General features: G+C 56.7%; 16 protein-coding genes. 11 read left to right on the plus strand and 5 right to left on the minus strand.

Annotation, left to right across the window (positions count from 1 at the left end):
• The first annotated feature begins 52 nt into the window (after nt 1–52).
• From ppiA to ABGB15_RS01920, 4 genes are all read left to right on the plus strand, one after another.
• On the plus strand, nt 53–625 hold the full coding sequence (gene ppiA / locus ABGB15_RS01905; protein ID WP_152082519.1) for a peptidylprolyl isomerase A: 573 nt from the start codon (nt 53–55) through the stop codon (nt 623–625).
• 105 nt (nt 626–730) lie between these two features.
• Nucleotides 731–1315: a putative adenosine monophosphate-protein transferase Fic gene (locus tag ABGB15_RS01910; protein WP_215723488.1), complete on the plus strand. Its 585-nt coding sequence runs from the start codon at nt 731–733 to the stop codon at nt 1313–1315.
• Nucleotides 1316–1345: 30 nt separating this feature from the next.
• The gene (pabA, locus tag ABGB15_RS01915; RefSeq protein ID WP_215723487.1) at nt 1346–1909 is read left to right on the plus strand and encodes an aminodeoxychorismate synthase component 2; all 564 of its coding nucleotides are present in this window, start codon (nt 1346–1348) and stop codon (nt 1907–1909) included.
• An 87-nt stretch (nt 1910–1996) separates the two neighbouring features.
• A complete protein-coding gene (locus ABGB15_RS01920; RefSeq protein ID WP_215723486.1) occupies nt 1997–3217 on the plus strand; it encodes an aspartate aminotransferase family protein in 1221 nt (406 codons plus the stop codon).
• Here the strand turns inward: ABGB15_RS01920 and ABGB15_RS01925 are convergent.
• Together ABGB15_RS01925 and crp are read right to left on the minus strand one after the other, a co-directional pair.
• Entirely contained in the window at nt 3214–5301 is a 2088-nt protein-coding gene (locus ABGB15_RS01925; protein WP_152082515.1) for a YccS/YhfK family putative transporter, read from the minus strand. The genes ABGB15_RS01920 and ABGB15_RS01925 overlap by 4 nt on opposite strands.
• Nucleotides 5302–5357: 56 nt before the next feature.
• The gene (gene crp, locus ABGB15_RS01930) at nt 5358–5990 is read right to left on the minus strand and encodes a cAMP-activated global transcriptional regulator CRP (RefSeq protein WP_000242758.1); all 633 of its coding nucleotides are present in this window, start codon (nt 5988–5990) and stop codon (nt 5358–5360) included.
• 311 nt (nt 5991–6301) lie between these two features.
• Here crp and ABGB15_RS01935 point away from each other — a divergent pair, with 311 nt between their 5' ends.
• Entirely contained in the window at nt 6302–6706 is a 405-nt protein-coding gene (locus ABGB15_RS01935) for an OsmC family protein (protein WP_010436331.1), read from the plus strand.
• A gap of 85 nt (nt 6707–6791) precedes the next feature.
• On the opposite strand, the gene ABGB15_RS01940 is transcribed toward ABGB15_RS01935, so the two are convergent.
• Genes ABGB15_RS01940 through ABGB15_RS01950 form a run of 3 tightly spaced genes read right to left on the minus strand, consistent with a single transcriptional unit; the run spans nt 6792 to nt 8929 of the window.
• Complete coding sequence (locus ABGB15_RS01940) at nt 6792–7661, minus strand: phosphoribulokinase (protein WP_215723485.1); 870 nt, start codon at nt 7659–7661, stop codon at nt 6792–6794.
• A 30-nt stretch (nt 7662–7691) separates the two neighbouring features.
• Nucleotides 7692–7910: a YheU family protein gene (locus ABGB15_RS01945; protein ID WP_152082512.1), complete on the minus strand. Its 219-nt coding sequence runs from the start codon at nt 7908–7910 to the stop codon at nt 7692–7694.
• The gene (locus ABGB15_RS01950; protein ID WP_215723484.1) at nt 7907–8929 is read right to left on the minus strand and encodes a hydrolase; all 1023 of its coding nucleotides are present in this window, start codon (nt 8927–8929) and stop codon (nt 7907–7909) included. Before ABGB15_RS01950 ends, ABGB15_RS01945 begins: the two co-directional genes overlap by 4 nt.
• A gap of 227 nt (nt 8930–9156) precedes the next feature.
• Here ABGB15_RS01950 and mdcA point away from each other — a divergent pair, with 227 nt between their 5' ends.
• The 6 genes from mdcA (at nt 9157) to ABGB15_RS01980 (ending at nt 14687) form a co-directional block, all read left to right on the plus strand.
• Complete coding sequence (mdcA, locus tag ABGB15_RS01955; protein WP_152082510.1) at nt 9157–10812, plus strand: malonate decarboxylase subunit alpha; 1656 nt, start codon at nt 9157–9159, stop codon at nt 10810–10812.
• Nucleotides 10812–11669, plus strand: a complete 858-nt coding sequence (locus ABGB15_RS01960; RefSeq protein WP_215723483.1) for a triphosphoribosyl-dephospho-CoA synthase — start codon at nt 10812–10814, stop codon at nt 11667–11669. The genes mdcA and ABGB15_RS01960 overlap by 1 nt, the downstream gene beginning before the upstream one ends.
• A gap of 9 nt (nt 11670–11678) precedes the next feature.
• Entirely contained in the window at nt 11679–11978 is a 300-nt protein-coding gene (mdcC, locus tag ABGB15_RS01965; RefSeq protein WP_152082508.1) for a malonate decarboxylase acyl carrier protein, read from the plus strand.
• Nucleotides 11971–12804 (plus strand): biotin-independent malonate decarboxylase subunit beta, encoded by an 834-nt coding sequence (locus tag ABGB15_RS01970; protein WP_152082507.1) that lies wholly within the window; start codon nt 11971–11973, stop codon nt 12802–12804. Before mdcC ends, ABGB15_RS01970 begins: the two co-directional genes overlap by 8 nt.
• A complete protein-coding gene (gene mdcE, locus ABGB15_RS01975) occupies nt 12804–13604 on the plus strand; it encodes a biotin-independent malonate decarboxylase subunit gamma (RefSeq protein WP_215723548.1) in 801 nt (266 codons plus the stop codon). The genes ABGB15_RS01970 and mdcE overlap by 1 nt, the downstream gene beginning before the upstream one ends.
• Before the next feature lie 123 nt (nt 13605–13727).
• Nucleotides 13728–14687, plus strand: a complete 960-nt coding sequence (locus ABGB15_RS01980; protein ID WP_024907941.1) for an AEC family transporter — start codon at nt 13728–13730, stop codon at nt 14685–14687.
• The last annotated feature ends 1 nt before the right edge of the window (nt 14688 follow it).

Consider the following 14688-nt stretch of genomic DNA (forward strand, 5'->3'; position numbering starts at 1 on the left):
CTTTAGAATCAAGCCATTCGCTTTTTATACTGCGCTTTGTTAAGGAATTCTCATGCTCAAATCAACACTGGCGGCTGTCGCAGCTGTGTTTGCTCTTTCTGCCGTTTCCCCTGCTGCGCTGGCAGCAAACGGAGACCCCCACGTCCTGCTGACCACCTCCGCCGGGAACATTGAGCTGGAACTGAATAGCCAGAAAGCTCCCGTTTCTGTGAAAAACTTCCTCGACTATGTGAACAGTGGTTTCTATAACAACACCACCTTCCACCGCGTGATTCCGGGCTTTATGGTGCAGGGCGGCGGTTTTAATGAGCAGATGCAGCAAAAGCAGCCTAATCCGCCTATTAAAAACGAAGCAGACAACGGCCTGCTGAACAAACGTGGCACTATCTCTATGGCGCGCACTGCAGATAAAGACAGCGCGACCAGCCAGTTCTTCATCAACGTTGCGGATAACGCCTTCCTGGACCACGGCCAGCGTGACTTTGGCTATGCCGTTTTCGGTAAAGTTGTGAAAGGGATGGATGTGGCAGACAAAATCTCTCAGGTACAGACGCACGATGTCGGTCCATACCAGAATGTGCCGTCAAAACCGGTGGTTATCCTCTCCGCAAAAGTGCTGCCGTAATTACCATTAACACGGGCCCATCTCACTCGTGTTCTTTCGTCCTCCCTGCGAAAGCGCGTTTTGCTGCTTATACTTGTGGCAAACGGACATTCAGGGAGGCGTTAAGTGAAAAAACTCACCGACAAGCAAAAATCCCGTCTCTGGGAGCAGCAGCGTAACGTCAATTTTCAGGCCAGTTGCCTCCTTGAAAAAGGTAATGGTCCTTCAGAACCCCACATTGAGACGCTGGAACTGGGGCCGTCTGCGCCTGGTTTGCCCCATTTGTGTCTCATTCACCGCCATTTATACCGCAGAGAGATGAAACGGGCTGGCGAGCTTCGCACCGCCGACATTTCTAAGGGTGACATTCCTTTTTGTCATTTTGAGTACATCGAAAAGATGGGTAACGAACTGATGGCGGCGCTGGAAAGCGACAAGTATCTGGTGGGTCTTCAGAAAGAGGCGTTTACAGACAAAGTTAGCCATTACTACTGTGAAATCAACATGCTGCACCCTTTTATGAGCGGTAATGGCATTGCCCAGCGGATCTTCTTTGAACAGCTGGCGATCCATGCGGGTTATCAGCTGAGCTGGAAAGGTATCGACCCGGACGACTGGGCGGCGGCTAATCAGAGCGGGGCAATGGGAGATTTAACGGCCCTGAACGCCATCTTTGCCAAAGTAGTGAGCGAAGCGCGGGAAACTGAGTAGAATAGGGCGGCATTTTTTTCCGGAGCCGCCATGATCCTGCTGATAGATAACTACGATTCCTTCACCTGGAACCTTTACCAGTATTTTTGTGAACTGGGTGCGGAGGTGGTTGTCCGCCGCAACGATGAGATCGGCCTGGCCGACATTGACATGCTGGCCCCGCAGAAAATTGTGATTTCACCAGGCCCCTGTACGCCGTCGGAATCGGGCATTTCTCTCGATGTTATCCAACACTTTGCCGGCAAGCTGCCGATTCTGGGTGTCTGCCTGGGCCATCAGGCGATAGCGCAGGTCTTTGGTGCGACCATCGTGCGTGCCGCTAACGTTATGCACGGTAAAACCTCGCCGGTTACGCATACCGGCACGGGCGTATTCACTGGGTTAAATAACCCGTTAACCGTGACGCGCTACCATTCTCTGGTGATTGACCCGCCAACCCTGCCCGCCTGTTTTGACGTGACCGCCTGGAGCGACACCCAGGAGATCATGGGCATCCGCCATCGCGAGTGGGATCTCGAAGGGGTGCAGTTCCACCCGGAAAGCATTCTCAGCGAGCAGGGGCACGACCTGCTGGCGAATTTCCTTAATCGCTGAATATCTGTTGCCTTGCTGTGATTTTTTATGCATATTTTGTGATTATATTTTCACATTAACTGTGACATAAAAATGGATGGTCATGATATGGCAACTGAACAACCCGCAATTACCCGCGCAACATTTGATGAAGTGATCCTGCCGATTTATGCACCGGCTGAGTTTATCCCGGTAAAAGGAAAAGGCAGCCGCGTCTGGGATCAGCAGGGTAAAGAGTATGTGGATTTCGCGGGCGGTATTGCGGTGACGGCGCTGGGCCATTGCCATCCTGCGCTGGTGGAGGCGCTAAAAACCCAGGGCGAAACCCTGTGGCACACCAGCAACGTGTTTACCAACGAACCGGCGCTGCGTCTGGGGCGTAAGATTATTGATGCGACCTTCGCCGAGCGCGTGCTGTTTATGAACTCCGGCACCGAAGCCAACGAAACGGCCTTCAAGCTGGCGCGTTACTACGCAACCACGCGTCATAGCCCGTACAAAACCAAAATCATCGCTTTCCATAACGCCTTCCACGGGCGCTCCTTCTTTACCGTCTCCGTCGGCGGTCAGCCGAAATACTCCGACGGCTTTGGCCCGAAACCGGCCGATATCGTCCACGTGCCGTTTAACGATCTGCATGCGGTGAAAGCGGTGATGGACGACCACACCTGTGCGGTGGTGGTTGAGCCGATTCAGGGGGAAGGCGGTGTGACTGCCGCCACGCCGGAATTCCTGAAAGGGCTGCGCGAGCTGTGCGATGCGCATCAGGCGCTGCTGGTCTTTGATGAAGTTCAGAGCGGCATGGGGCGTACCGGAGACCTGTTCGCCTATATGCATTACGGCGTGACGCCGGACATTCTGACCAGCGCGAAAGCGCTCGGCGGGGGTTTCCCGGTCAGCGCGGTGCTGACCACGCAGGAGATTGCCTCTGCGTTCCACGTCGGGTCCCACGGCTCCACCTACGGCGGCAACCCGCTGGCCTGCGCTATTGCCGGTGCCGCGTTTGATATTATTAACACGCCGGAGGTGCTGAACGGCGTCAACGCGAAGCGCGAACGTTTTGTGCAGCATCTTCAGCAGATTGATGACCAGTACGACGTGTTCAGCGAGATCCGCGGCATGGGACTTCTGATTGGCGCTGAACTGAAGCCGCAGTACAAAGGTCGCGCGCGCGATTTCCTGCACGCCGCCGCCCATGAAGGGGTGATGGTGCTCAACGCCGGACCGGACGTGATGCGTTTTGCACCGTCGCTGGTGGTGGAAGAAAAAGACATTGAGGACGGATTAACCCGCTTTGCCGCAGCGGTCGCGAAGATCGTAAAAGGCTAATACTCGGTTCGTTTTAACCGGCGCGTTAACCAAATGCCGTGATGCGGACGCTGACGCCATGCCACCGACGAAATGGTGTGCATGGTGTTTAAATGCCCCAGTACGCGCTGCAAATGCTGCTCCAGGGTGCTCATCGGCCCGTGAGTTAACGTCTCCGGCGCTTCCAGAATATTCGAATCCCCTGACTCGCCCGGCGCGTCGTACTCCAGACGTTGCTGACACCGCTGCAGGGCAATTTCACACGATTGCAAATAGCGCTGCGCCAGATCCGGCGTTAGCATCGTATGCTCGCGCGCCAGCGTGGTCATGGCATTAATATGCTCGACGATAAACTGGCTGTGCGTTACCCACAGCTTCATATCAGCCAGATAGTGCGCGTTAAACCCCGGCTCCTGCATCGCCTGGTTCAGCGAGTTGAACAGGGCGTTATGCGCCTGGTTGACCTTCATGCGCTGATACGCCAGCGGGGAGGGCTGCGGGTCGTCGCTAAGGATTAAGCGTATCGCCTGCTGATCGGCCTCCAGCGCGTCGTGGGCGTTCTGCCTGAGCAACCCGCTCTGCCACTGCGGCCACAGCCAGACCATGCCGCCAAAGGCAATCAGGCAGCCAATCAGCGTATCAACCAGACGGGCGATAATAAACTGCTCGCCGTTGAGCGTCAGCAGTTGCAGGGTATACACCGCCGTGACTGTAAAGCCCACCATCGCCCAGCCGTAATTTTTACGGATAATCAGATAGCTGACCATCGTTATCGCCAGCATACCCACCAGCGTATAGCCTTCAGGCACGTGGAAGTGCAACGTCACGCCCGCAATAATCAGCCCCGCCATCGTTCCGCCTGCCCGATGCAGTATGCGTACCCGCGTGGCACCGTAGCCGTTCTGGGTCACAAACAGTACCGTCATTAAAATCCAGTACGGCTTCGGCAGGTGCAGCGCCATGCCCATCAGGCTGGCGATGCTGAGCATCACGCTTATCCGCGCGGCGTTGCGCAGGGCGGCAGATTTCAGTGAAAGATAGCTTTTCAGCGCGGGCAGCAGCGGCAGACGCTTCTGTTTATCGGCCATCAGATCGCGAGGGTAAAGTGGCCGCTGGGTGCGCAGCACGCGGGCGATGCGGCTGAAGTGCCAGGCGGCAAACTGCCCGACCGGGTTTTCCGGGTGCTGACGGGCGATTTTCTCCAGCGCGCCGAGCTGTTTGTCCATGGTGAATCGCGTCGGGTAGCGGTGATACAGAATATCGTCCGCCAGTACCCGCAGGCGCGCAGAAACGGTCTGCGCGTTCCAGCGGATCACCGCTTCGGCGTGGCTGCGCTCCACCAGCTTCTGCACTTCCTCCGGGTGATGCAGGCTCACGGAGATATGCTCCTGTAAATCCAGCCCCACCTGGAAGGTACGCAGCAGCCGCTTGTAATCATGGTTTTTATTGGCAGCCAGCATGTGTAATTGCTGATAGCACTGGCTTATCAGATCGACCACTTTTTGCTGACGCGCCAGCAGCGGCGGCAGTGATTTTTCCGGATCGGTGTGCTGGGTAAGCAGGGTATATTTGGCTTCGCAGTAATCTGCAAGCTGCACGTAGAGCAGGCTCAACGATTCACGCAGCGGTTGTTCGCGCCACAGCCAGAACCAGAACCAGTTAAACAGCCCGTACCACAGCGTGCCGAGGGCGTAGATCAGCAGCGGTTCCCACACCGGCATATTGCCCGCAAGGCTCAGAGTGAAGATGGCGGCAATCAGCGAAGCGGGGAGTAACCGGGCATGCAGCGAACTGATTTCGGCGGTCACGCCGAGCGTCATCGCCAGCACGGTCAAAATCAACGGCAGCGGAATATCGCGGGCAAGCAGGAGCTGTACGGCGAGGCTACAGCCTGCGAACAGGCAGCCACCAATAATCAGACGTTTGAAAAAGCGTTTATGCGGCGTATCCAGACCGGCAATGTTGCAGCAGGCGGGAACGAGAGAAAACAGCAGACCCTGCTGGAGATGTCCGAGGATCAGACCCACAGCCACGGGAAGACACAACACCAGCGTTTGTCGCAGTGCGTAGTTAACTTCCGGGTGATAAATCAGCCTGCGCCACATGGGAATAGAGACAAAAACGGCGTGCCACCTTGCGATGGCACGCCGTTTGGCCGGAATTAACGGGTTCCGTAAACCACGATAGTTTTACCGTGGGCAGAGATCAGGTTCTGGTCTTCCAGCATTTTCAGGATACGGCCCACTGTTTCGCGGGAGCAACCGACGATCTGACCAATTTCCTGACGGGTAATTTTAATTTGCATGCCGTCAGGGTGGGTCATGGCGTCTGGCTGTTTCGCCAGGTTCAGCAGCGTCTGCGCGATACGGCCGGTAACGTCCAGGAAGGCGAGGTTACCCACTTTCTCAGACGTGACCTGCAGACGGCGAGCCATCTGGGAAGAAAGACGCATCAGGATGTCCGGGTTAACCTGGATCAACTGACGGAATTTCTTGTAGGAAATTTCAGCCACTTCACATGCTGTTTTTGCACGAACCCAGGCGCTACGTTCCTGGCCCTCTTCAAACAGGCCCAGTTCACCGATGAAATCGCCCTGGTTCAGATAAGAAAGGATCATCTCTTTCCCTTCTTCATCTTTGATCAGCACTGCCACCGAGCCTTTAACGATGTAATACAACGTTTCGGCTTTTTCACCCTGGTGAATCAGAGTGCTTTTCGATGGGTACTTATGAATGTGGCAATGAGACAAGAACCATTCGAGAGTCGGGTCTGTTTGCGGTTTGCCAAGCACCATGCGCTGTTATCCTCTGTTATAAGCTGTCACCAGAGTCATAAGATGCATCCGGACTCTGGGGTTGCAATCGAATTCTTACCCATACCCTGGGAAGTCGGCTGTCGTAACGTTTCGCAGCCAGTAAAGTTTGATGTCCTCTGCATACATGTGTAACGTCAATGTATTACTGTAGCATCCAGAGTGTTTTAGCATAGCTTTAGCCGCGTGTCTCCTGGTGTCTCGCTTCAGCATGATGCAGGTCGCCTTCCGTTGCGAGAAATGTAACGCGCGCGTAATCTGTCATCAAAAATGCAACGTTGGAGTTAATGAATATGCAAGCGCGTGTAAAGTGGGTTGAAGGGTTAACGTTCCTGGGCGAGTCCGCTTCAGGACACCAGATTTTGATGGACGGGAACTCCGGCGACAAAGCCCCAAGCCCGATGGAGATGGTGCTGATGGCGGCGGGCGGATGCAGCGCAATCGACGTGGTGTCGATTCTGCAAAAAGGCCGCCACGATGTGACCGATTGCGAAGTCAAACTCACATCTGAACGCCGCGAAGAGGCACCGCGCCTGTTTACGCACATTAATCTGCACTTTATTGTTACCGGCAAGGAGCTGAAAGATGCGGCGGTATCACGCGCGGTGGATCTTTCTGCGGAGAAATACTGCTCTGTGGCGTTAATGCTGGAGAAAGCGGTAAAAATCACCCATTCGTATGAAGTGATTGAGGCTTAATCTTTTGGCGGGTGGCGCTTCGCTGACCCGCCCTACAAAAGCATGAACGTAGGCCCGGTAAGCGCAGCGCCACCGGGCAAAAAACTTACGCGATCTGCTTCCCTTCCATCAACCGCTGCACCAGCGGTGTCATAATTAACTCCATCGCCAGCCCCATTTTCCCGCCCGGCACCACCAATGTATTCATGTGAGAAATAAACGAGCCCTGCAGCATCGCCAGCAGCCAGGGGTAATCGATACCTTCGAGATTGCGGAAATGGATCACCACAAAGCTCTCATCCAGCGACGGGATACTTTTGGCGGCGAACGGGTTAGAGGTATCCACCGTGGGGACGCGCTGGAAGTTGATATGGGTGCGGGAAAACTGCGGCGTCAGGAAGTTAATATAATCTTCCATTGAGCGTACCACCGAATCCATCACCGCTTCACGCGAATGGCCGCGCTCGCTCATGTCACGCGTCAGCTTCTGTATCCACTCGAGGTTAACGATCGGCACTACGCCGACCAGCAGATCCACATGGCGCGCCACGTCGTGCTGCGGCGTAACCACGCCGCCGTGTAGCCCTTCATAAAACAGCACGTCGGTCGGTTCCGGCAGCGGCTGCCAGGGCGTGAACGTCCCCGGCACCTGGTTCCAGGGAACGGCTTCATCGTAGGTATGCAGGTATTTACGGGATTGCCCTTTACCGCTCTGACCGTATTCAGCGAAGGTTTGCTCCAGCAGGCCGAAATCATTGGCCTCCGGGCCGAAATAGCTGATGTGTTTACCCAGATCGCGCGCCTTGCGGATGGCCATGTCCATCTCCGGGCGCGTGTAGCGGTGAAAGCTGTCGCCTTCGACCTCTGCCGCCCGTAAATTCAACTGGGCGAAAATCTTGCGAAAGGCGAGGCTGGTGGTGGTGGTTCCCGCACCACTCGAACCCGTTACGGCAATAACCGGATGTCTGGCAGACATAGCAACTCCCTGACTGGAAAGGTTTTAAGCTCAGCCGTGAAACGCGTTGCGGGGCATGATATTGACTGTCTCATGCAGTTCGGACCACACCAGCACCACGTCGCCGCTTTTGAGCTGGCGCTTCACATCGCTGACCTTTTGCTCAAGCGAACGTTCATGTTCACCATAATCGGTGCCTTCACGTAATACAAAACTTTCAATCAGATTATCGAGCGTTTCGGGAGCCAGATCCTGCCAGGGAATAATCATTGTTTACCGTCCAGATAAGCCGTTAACCAGTCAGGAATGCGCGTTTCCAGCCACATTTTGGGCCGACGCAGCGTGCCGCCAACAAAGCCGACGTGTCCGCCGTATTCCGTAAGTTGATACTGCACGTTTGCCGGTAAATGGTCGGGTGCCGGAATAGAGTGGTGATCCATAAACGGGTCATCTTTGGCGTGGATAATCAGCGTCGGCTTTGTGATTTGGTTCAATAACGGCATCGCGCTGCACTGACGATAATAGTCAATGGCATCCGCAAAGCCGTGGATCTTCGAGGTGATCAGATCGTCAAACTCGCGCAGACGCTTCACGCGCTTGAGCTGTTGCAGGCTGACGGGCAACGTATCCGGATACGCCTTAAGTTTGCGAGCCGCGTTGGCTTTCAGCAGGTTAAGAAGGTAACGCTGATACACCCGTGAAAACCCTTTTTCCATATGGTAGCTGCACTGCTCCAGCATAAACGGCGCGGAAACAATTACCGCCGCCTCCAGCGGCACCGCGTCACCCTCTTTGGCCAGCAGGCAGGCCAGCATGTTGCCCCCCAGCGAGTAGCCCACGGCTGCGGTTGGCACTGTGCCAAAGTTCTCCCTCAGCCAGCGTAAAAACCAGGTGCCGTCTTCGGTTTCACCGGAGTGGTAAATGCGTTTCTGGCGGTTCGGCTCGCCGCTGCAGCCGCGAAAATGCATCACCACGCCGAGCCAGCCGCGCGCTTTTGCCGCCTGAATCAACCCGTGTGCGTAAGGGCTATTCAGGCTGCCTTCCAGACCATGAAAAACAACCAGACGCGGTTTATGGCGGGCCTGGTCTGGTGCTTCGCTCCAGGCGAGATCCACAAAATCACCGTCCGGCAACTCAAGGCGTTGCCAGTGTGGGGTGAACTGTAGCTTGCGGCGGATCAGGCGCGGCAGCATGGTCTGCAGGTGCGGGTTAGCCACGCCGCGCATCGGCACGAATCCGGCGCTCTCTTCGGCTGCAATGTCGAAGTCTGATGGAATGATTTGGGTCATAACGGCGATGTAATTATTGTCAGTTATTTACTATACCTTCCGAATTGTACCCCGTTTAGCCCGTTTTTCCGAAACATGAACTGATCCCGATCACAAATCTTTACCCTGATTATTACTCTCAGGCTAATGATTCCACTCTACGCTTAATTGATGCCTTTCTCACCAGAGCGCACACTTTACTCAACGTTAAGCAAATCAGAATGATGCGCTGAATCAGGAGGTTAATAATGTTATCTGGGCAAACACCCACCCGGCAATGGAACACTCGACGCACAGAAAAAGCGCGTCGTCTGGCGTCCATACCGGTGCAGGGCAAGGTACTGCCAACCGGCGATCTTGTCGCCATGCTGGAAAAACTGATCGCACCGGGCGACAAAGTCGTTCTGGAAGGCAACAACCAGAAGCAGGCGGATTTCCTTTCCCGTTCACTGGCTGAAGTGAACCCGCAAATCGTGCACGACCTGCATATGATCATGCCAAGCGTTGGCCGCAGTGAGCATCTGGATATCTTTGAGAAAGGCATCGCCCGCAAACTGGACTTCTCTTTCTCCGGCACCCAGAGCCTGCGTATCTCGCAACTGCTGGAAGATGGTCAGCTCGAAATCGGTGCGATCCATACCTACATCGAACTCTATTCCCGTCTGTATGTTGATCTCTCGCCCAACGTGGCGCTGATCGCGGGCTTTAAAGCGGATCGCAAAGGCAACCTCTATACCGGCGCGAGCACCGAAGATACACCTGCGCTGGTGGAAGCCGCCGCGTTCCATGACGGTATCGTCATCGCACAGGTGAACGAGCTGGTGGACGACGAATGCGACCTGCCGCGCGTCGATATTCCGGGTTCCTGGATTGATTACGTCGTCGTTGCGGATAAGCCGTTCTTTATCGAACCGCTGTTCACCCGCGACCCGCGCCTGATCAAACAGGAACATATCCTGATGGCGATGATGGCGATCAAAGGCATCTACGCGGAACACCAGGTGCAGTCTTTGAACCACGGGATTGGCTTTAACACTGCAGCGATTGAGCTGCTGCTGCCAACCTACGGTGAACAGCTCGGACTTAAAGGCAAAATCTGTAAACACTGGACGCTGAACCCGCACCCAACGCTGATCCCGGCGATCGAGAGCGGCTGGGTGGAGAGCGTGCACTGCTTCGGCGGCGAACTGGGGATGGAAGAGTATATCCGTGCCCGCCCTGATGTCTTCTTTACCGGTGCCGATGGCTCCATGCGTTCCAACCGCGCCTTCTGCCAGCTGGCAGGCCAGTATGCGGTCGATATGTTTATCGGTTCTACGCTGCAGGTGGATGGTTACGCTAACTCTTCAACGGTGACGCGTGGTCGTCTCTCCGGCTTCGGCGGCGCACCAAACATGGGCCATGACCCGCACGGCCGTCGTCATGCTACTCCGGCCTGGCTCAACATGATTACCGAGCCTGACCCAATGCAGCGCGGTAAAAAACTGGTCGTGCAGATGGTGGAAACCTTCCAGGCGGGTGTGAAACCCACCTTTGTGGAAAAACTGGATGCCATCGACGTGGCGAAAGCCTCCGGCATGCCGCTCGCGCCGGTGATGATCTACGGCGATGACGTGACTCACGTGCTGACGGAAGAGGGGATTGCTTACCTCTACCGCGCGAAAGACCTTGAGGAGCGTCGTGCCATGGTCGCGGCTGTTGCGGGTATCACCGATATCGGTCTGGGCGTTGACGCCAGACGCGTGGCGGAACTGCGCCAGAGCGGAAAAGTGGTGTACCCGGAAGATATGGGGATTCGCCGCACCGATGCAACGCGTTCTCTGCTGGCAGCAGGCAGCGTGTCTGACCTGGTGGAATGGTCCGGCGGTCTTTACAACCCACCTGCGAAATTCCGGAGCTGGTAATGAAACTTCTGCCCCGGATTCAGGTTGAAGGCGGTGCCGAATGGCTGGCGCGAACCGCCACGCAATGTCTGATTGACGAAGCACGATTAAGCCCTAAACCCGGTCTGGTGGACAGTCGGGGGAACGGCGCGCACCACGATTTATCACTTGCGCTGATGGAGCGCTCCGCGCACAGCCTGACCCCCACGTTTCAGGCGCTGGCGCAACAGAGCTGGCAGCGTCCCGCAGATATCGCGCTCAGACAAACCGTCGGGCGGCTCGGACGCGAAGGCGAAAAGCAGATGATGGCAGCAACCGGTGGCGTCAACACGCACCGTGGCGCGATTTGGGCATTGGGATTGCTGGTGAGCGCCGTGGCAATGCTGGGCGGTGACGCCCGTGCGCAAGCCGTTGCCAACACCGCCGCACAGCTGGCGAAACTGCCGGACGATGCAGCTCCAAAAGTGTTCAGTAAAGGGCTGCGCGCTACGCACCGCTACCGCGTGCCGGGCGCACGCGAAGAGGCGCAGCAGGCGTTCCCGCACATCATGCAACGCGCGTTGCCGCAGCTTCGCCTGAGCCGTCTCAACGGCAGCAGTGAAGCGCAGGCGAGGCTCAACGCGCTGATGGCGATCATGACCTCGCTCACCGATACCTGCGTGCTGTCTCGCGCCGGAATGGAGGGGCTGGATGCCATGCAGGACGGTGCCCGCGCGGTGCTCAACGCCGGAGGGTGCGCAACGTTCGCAGGCCAGCAGGCGCTGGCGAGGCTGGATCGCGAGATGCTGGCGCTGAATGCTTCTCCCGGCGGAGCCGCCGATCTGCTTGCCGCCACGCTGTTTCTTGACCGCGTCGAAACGCCATATTCAAAGCATTAAGAGGATGTTATGGAAAAAATCACATTAACCGTGCCAGCCAGCCGCGCATTAAGCGGCAGGGCGATGGCAGGGGTAGTCGGCTCCGGGGATATGGAGGTGCTATTCACCGCCGAACCGGGCCAGACCTTAACCATTGATATCACCACCTCCGTCGATAACAGCCGTGGTCGCTGGGAGGCGTTGTTCAACCGCCTGCAGACCGTCAGCAGCCTGCCTGCGGGCAAACTGACCATCCACGATTTCGGCGCAACGCCGGGCGTGGCACGCATTCGTATCGAACAGGTTTTTGAAGGGGTGAGCCATGCGTGATGACAGCAGCTTTATCGAATTGAAAGCGCGCCAGCGTGCGCAGGCGCTGCTGGATGACGGCAGCTATCGTGAACTGCTGGGGCCGTTTGAAGGCATTATCTCCCCGTGGCTTGGGCCTCAGGGTATTGTCCCGCAGGCGGATGACGGCATGGTTGTCGCCAAAGGCACCCTCAACGGTCAGCCTGCGGTGGTTGTGGCGATTGAAGGCGCGTTCCAGGGCGGCAGCATGGGCGAAGTGTCCGGCGCGAAAATGGCGGCGGCGCTGGAGCTGGCGGCAGAAGATAACCGCAACGGCATTCCGACTCAGGCGGTGCTGTGCCTCGAAACCGGCGGCGTGCGTCTGCAGGAAGCTAACCTAGGCCTGGCGGCGATTGCCGATATCCACGCCGCGATTGTTGACCTGCGTCGCTATACCCCGGTGGTCGGGATTGTCGCCGGGACCGTGGGCTGCTTCGGCGGGATGTCCATCGCGGCGGCGCTCTGCAGCTACCTGATTGTGACCCGTGAAGCGCGTCTCGGCCTCAATGGTCCGCAGGTTATCGAGCAGGAAGCGGGCATTGAAGAGTATGACTCCCGCGACCGTCCGTTTATCTGGAGCATGACCGGCGGCGAAGTACGCTATCAGAGTGGTCTGGTGGATGCGCTGGTGGGCGACGGTGTTAACGCCGTGAAACAGGCGATGAACGAGGCGATTGCTAAAGGTGTACCGGCAAAACATCGCACCGATAACTATGACGATTACCTGAAGCGTCTGACGAATTTCGACACCCGCAAACAGGCCGATGCCGAACAGATTAACGCGCTCTTTGCACGGGAGGTGAAATGATGACTAACTCAGTAAGCCGTGGCGAACTCTGGCTGGAAACCCTCGCCCCGAACGCCAAACGTCTGGAGGGATTATGCCCGTCCGTGCAGGCGGCCGATGGCGAGCTTAACGGTGAAGCGGTGCGTTTTGTTGCCGTCGTACCGGATGCCAACAACCACTTCCCGCGCGCGGCGAAAGGTGAAGTCGGCCTGCTGGAGGGCTGGACCCTGGCAAAAGTGGTCAGCGAAACCGTGGCTGCCGATGCTGATAAATCCGTGAAACGCCCGATTGTGGCAGTGATCGACGTCCCAAGCCAGGCCTATGGCCGTCGCGAAGAGGCGTTTGGTATCCACCAGGCGCTGGCCGGTGCCGCCGCTGCGTATGCTAACGCGCGTCTGGCTGGTCACCCGGTGATTGGGCTTATCGTCGGCAAAGCGATGTCTGGCGCGTTTCTGGCGCACGGCTACCAGGCCAACCGTCTGATCGCGTTCAACGACAAAGGTGTGCTGATCCACGCGATGGGCAAAGAGTCTGCGGCGCGCATTACGCTGCGTACCGTCGAGGCGCTGGAAAAACTGGCGGCGACCATTCCGCCAATGGCCTATGACATCAGCAACTACGCCACGCTGGGGCTGCTGTCTAACCTGCTGGATATCAGCAACCCGGATGCCCCGTCTGAAAACGATCTGACGCAGGTGAAAACCACCCTGCAACAGGCCATCCATGACGCTCGTCAGGACACCACGTTGAAAACCCGTCTGGGTGCTGACAACCGCCGCAGCTCAGCCCTCGTACGCGAACGTATGCGAGCAAGCTGGTAAGTAAAAAGAGACCTGCCAGATGCATTACCCCGCGGGCGCGAAGGCTGCGCCTGCGTGGGAACCTGCATCCTGAAAATAATAATCATCGCGCCAGTGCTACTTCTTTTTAATCACAGGTGATTTATGACTTACGTAATTGTTCATGCTCTTGCACCGATTTTCGTCATCATGCTGCTGGGATTCTGGGCCGGTAAGGCAAAGATGGTCGATAACAAAAATGTTTCCCTGCTCAATATTTTCGTGATGGATTTTGCCCTGCCTGCTGCGCTGTTCAGCGCGACCGTGCAGACCCCGTGGACCGGCATTGTGGCGCAGTCGCCGCTGATCCTGGTGCTGACGCTGGCGATGTGGATTACCTATGCGGCAATCTACTTCCTCGCCACCAAAGTCTTTAAAAAATCTCCGCAGGATGCAGCGGTGCTGACCCTGACGGTTGCTCTGCCAAACTATGCGGCGCTCGGTCTGCCGATTCTGGGTAGCGTACTGGGTGAAGGGTCTTCCACGTCGCTGTCTGTGGCGGTCTCCATTGCCTGCGGTTCGGTACTGATGACGCCGTTCTGCCTGCTGATCCTGGAGCGTGAGAAAGCGCGTGCTGAGGGGAATAACTCGGGTTCTACGCTCTCCATGCTGCCGGTGCTGATGTGGCGCTCGATTAAAAAACCGATCGTGATGGGGCCGCTGCTGGGTGTGATTTTGTCCGCCATTGGCATCAAAATGCCGGAGCTGGTGCTTGCTGCCATTAAACCGCTGGGACTGTCTGCGACCGCTGCGGCGCTGTTCCTGACCGGGGTGATCCTCTCTGCCCGTAAGCTGCAGATCAACACCATGGTTATCACTTCAACCATTGCCAAGCTGCTGATTCAGCCAGCCATTGCCTGGGGTATCGTTTTAATCTTCGGTCTGCACGGCTCCGTGGCGATCACCGCTATTCTGATGATTGCGCTCTCTGCGGGCTTCTTCGGCGTGGTATTCGGTAACCGCTTTGGCGTGCAGTCGCCGGATGCAGAAGCCGTGCTGCTGTTAAGCTCCGTACTGTGTATCCTGTCGCTGCCGCTGTTTATCTCGCTGACTTCAGGAATGTAAT

The organism is Enterobacter sp. MALB-1, assembly GCF_041021625.1.
Lineage (GTDB): Bacteria > Pseudomonadota > Gammaproteobacteria > Enterobacterales > Enterobacteriaceae > Enterobacter > Enterobacter oligotrophicus.

What these genes read in the sequence shown, in the direction of transcription:
- mdcE (WP_215723548.1), top strand. Translation starts at nt 12,804, where the DNA reads ATGACTAACTCAGTAAGCCGTGGCGAACTCTGGCTGGAAACCCTCGCC.
- ABGB15_RS01935 (WP_010436331.1), top strand. Translation starts at nt 6,302, where the DNA reads ATGCAAGCGCGTGTAAAGTGGGTTGAAGGGTTAACGTTCCTGGGCGAG.
- pabA (WP_215723487.1), top strand. Translation starts at nt 1,346, where the DNA reads ATGATCCTGCTGATAGATAACTACGATTCCTTCACCTGGAACCTTTAC.
- ABGB15_RS01950 (WP_215723484.1), bottom strand. Translation starts at nt 8,929, where the DNA reads ATGACCCAAATCATTCCATCAGACTTCGACATTGCAGCCGAAGAGAGC.
- ABGB15_RS01945 (WP_152082512.1), bottom strand. Translation starts at nt 7,910, where the DNA reads ATGATTATTCCCTGGCAGGATCTGGCTCCCGAAACGCTCGATAATCTG.
- ABGB15_RS01920 (WP_215723486.1), top strand. Translation starts at nt 1,997, where the DNA reads ATGGCAACTGAACAACCCGCAATTACCCGCGCAACATTTGATGAAGTG.
- mdcA (WP_152082510.1), top strand. Translation starts at nt 9,157, where the DNA reads ATGTTATCTGGGCAAACACCCACCCGGCAATGGAACACTCGACGCACA.
- mdcC (WP_152082508.1), top strand. Translation starts at nt 11,679, where the DNA reads ATGGAAAAAATCACATTAACCGTGCCAGCCAGCCGCGCATTAAGCGGC.
- ABGB15_RS01940 (WP_215723485.1), bottom strand. Translation starts at nt 7,661, where the DNA reads ATGTCTGCCAGACATCCGGTTATTGCCGTAACGGGTTCGAGTGGTGCG.
- ABGB15_RS01960 (WP_215723483.1), top strand. Translation starts at nt 10,812, where the DNA reads ATGAAACTTCTGCCCCGGATTCAGGTTGAAGGCGGTGCCGAATGGCTG.
- crp (WP_000242758.1), bottom strand. Translation starts at nt 5,990, where the DNA reads ATGGTGCTTGGCAAACCGCAAACAGACCCGACTCTCGAATGGTTCTTG.
- ABGB15_RS01925 (WP_152082515.1), bottom strand. Translation starts at nt 5,301, where the DNA reads ATGTGGCGCAGGCTGATTTATCACCCGGAAGTTAACTACGCACTGCGA.
- ABGB15_RS01980 (WP_024907941.1), top strand. Translation starts at nt 13,728, where the DNA reads ATGACTTACGTAATTGTTCATGCTCTTGCACCGATTTTCGTCATCATG.
- ABGB15_RS01970 (WP_152082507.1), top strand. Translation starts at nt 11,971, where the DNA reads ATGCGTGATGACAGCAGCTTTATCGAATTGAAAGCGCGCCAGCGTGCG.
- ppiA (WP_152082519.1), top strand. Translation starts at nt 53, where the DNA reads ATGCTCAAATCAACACTGGCGGCTGTCGCAGCTGTGTTTGCTCTTTCT.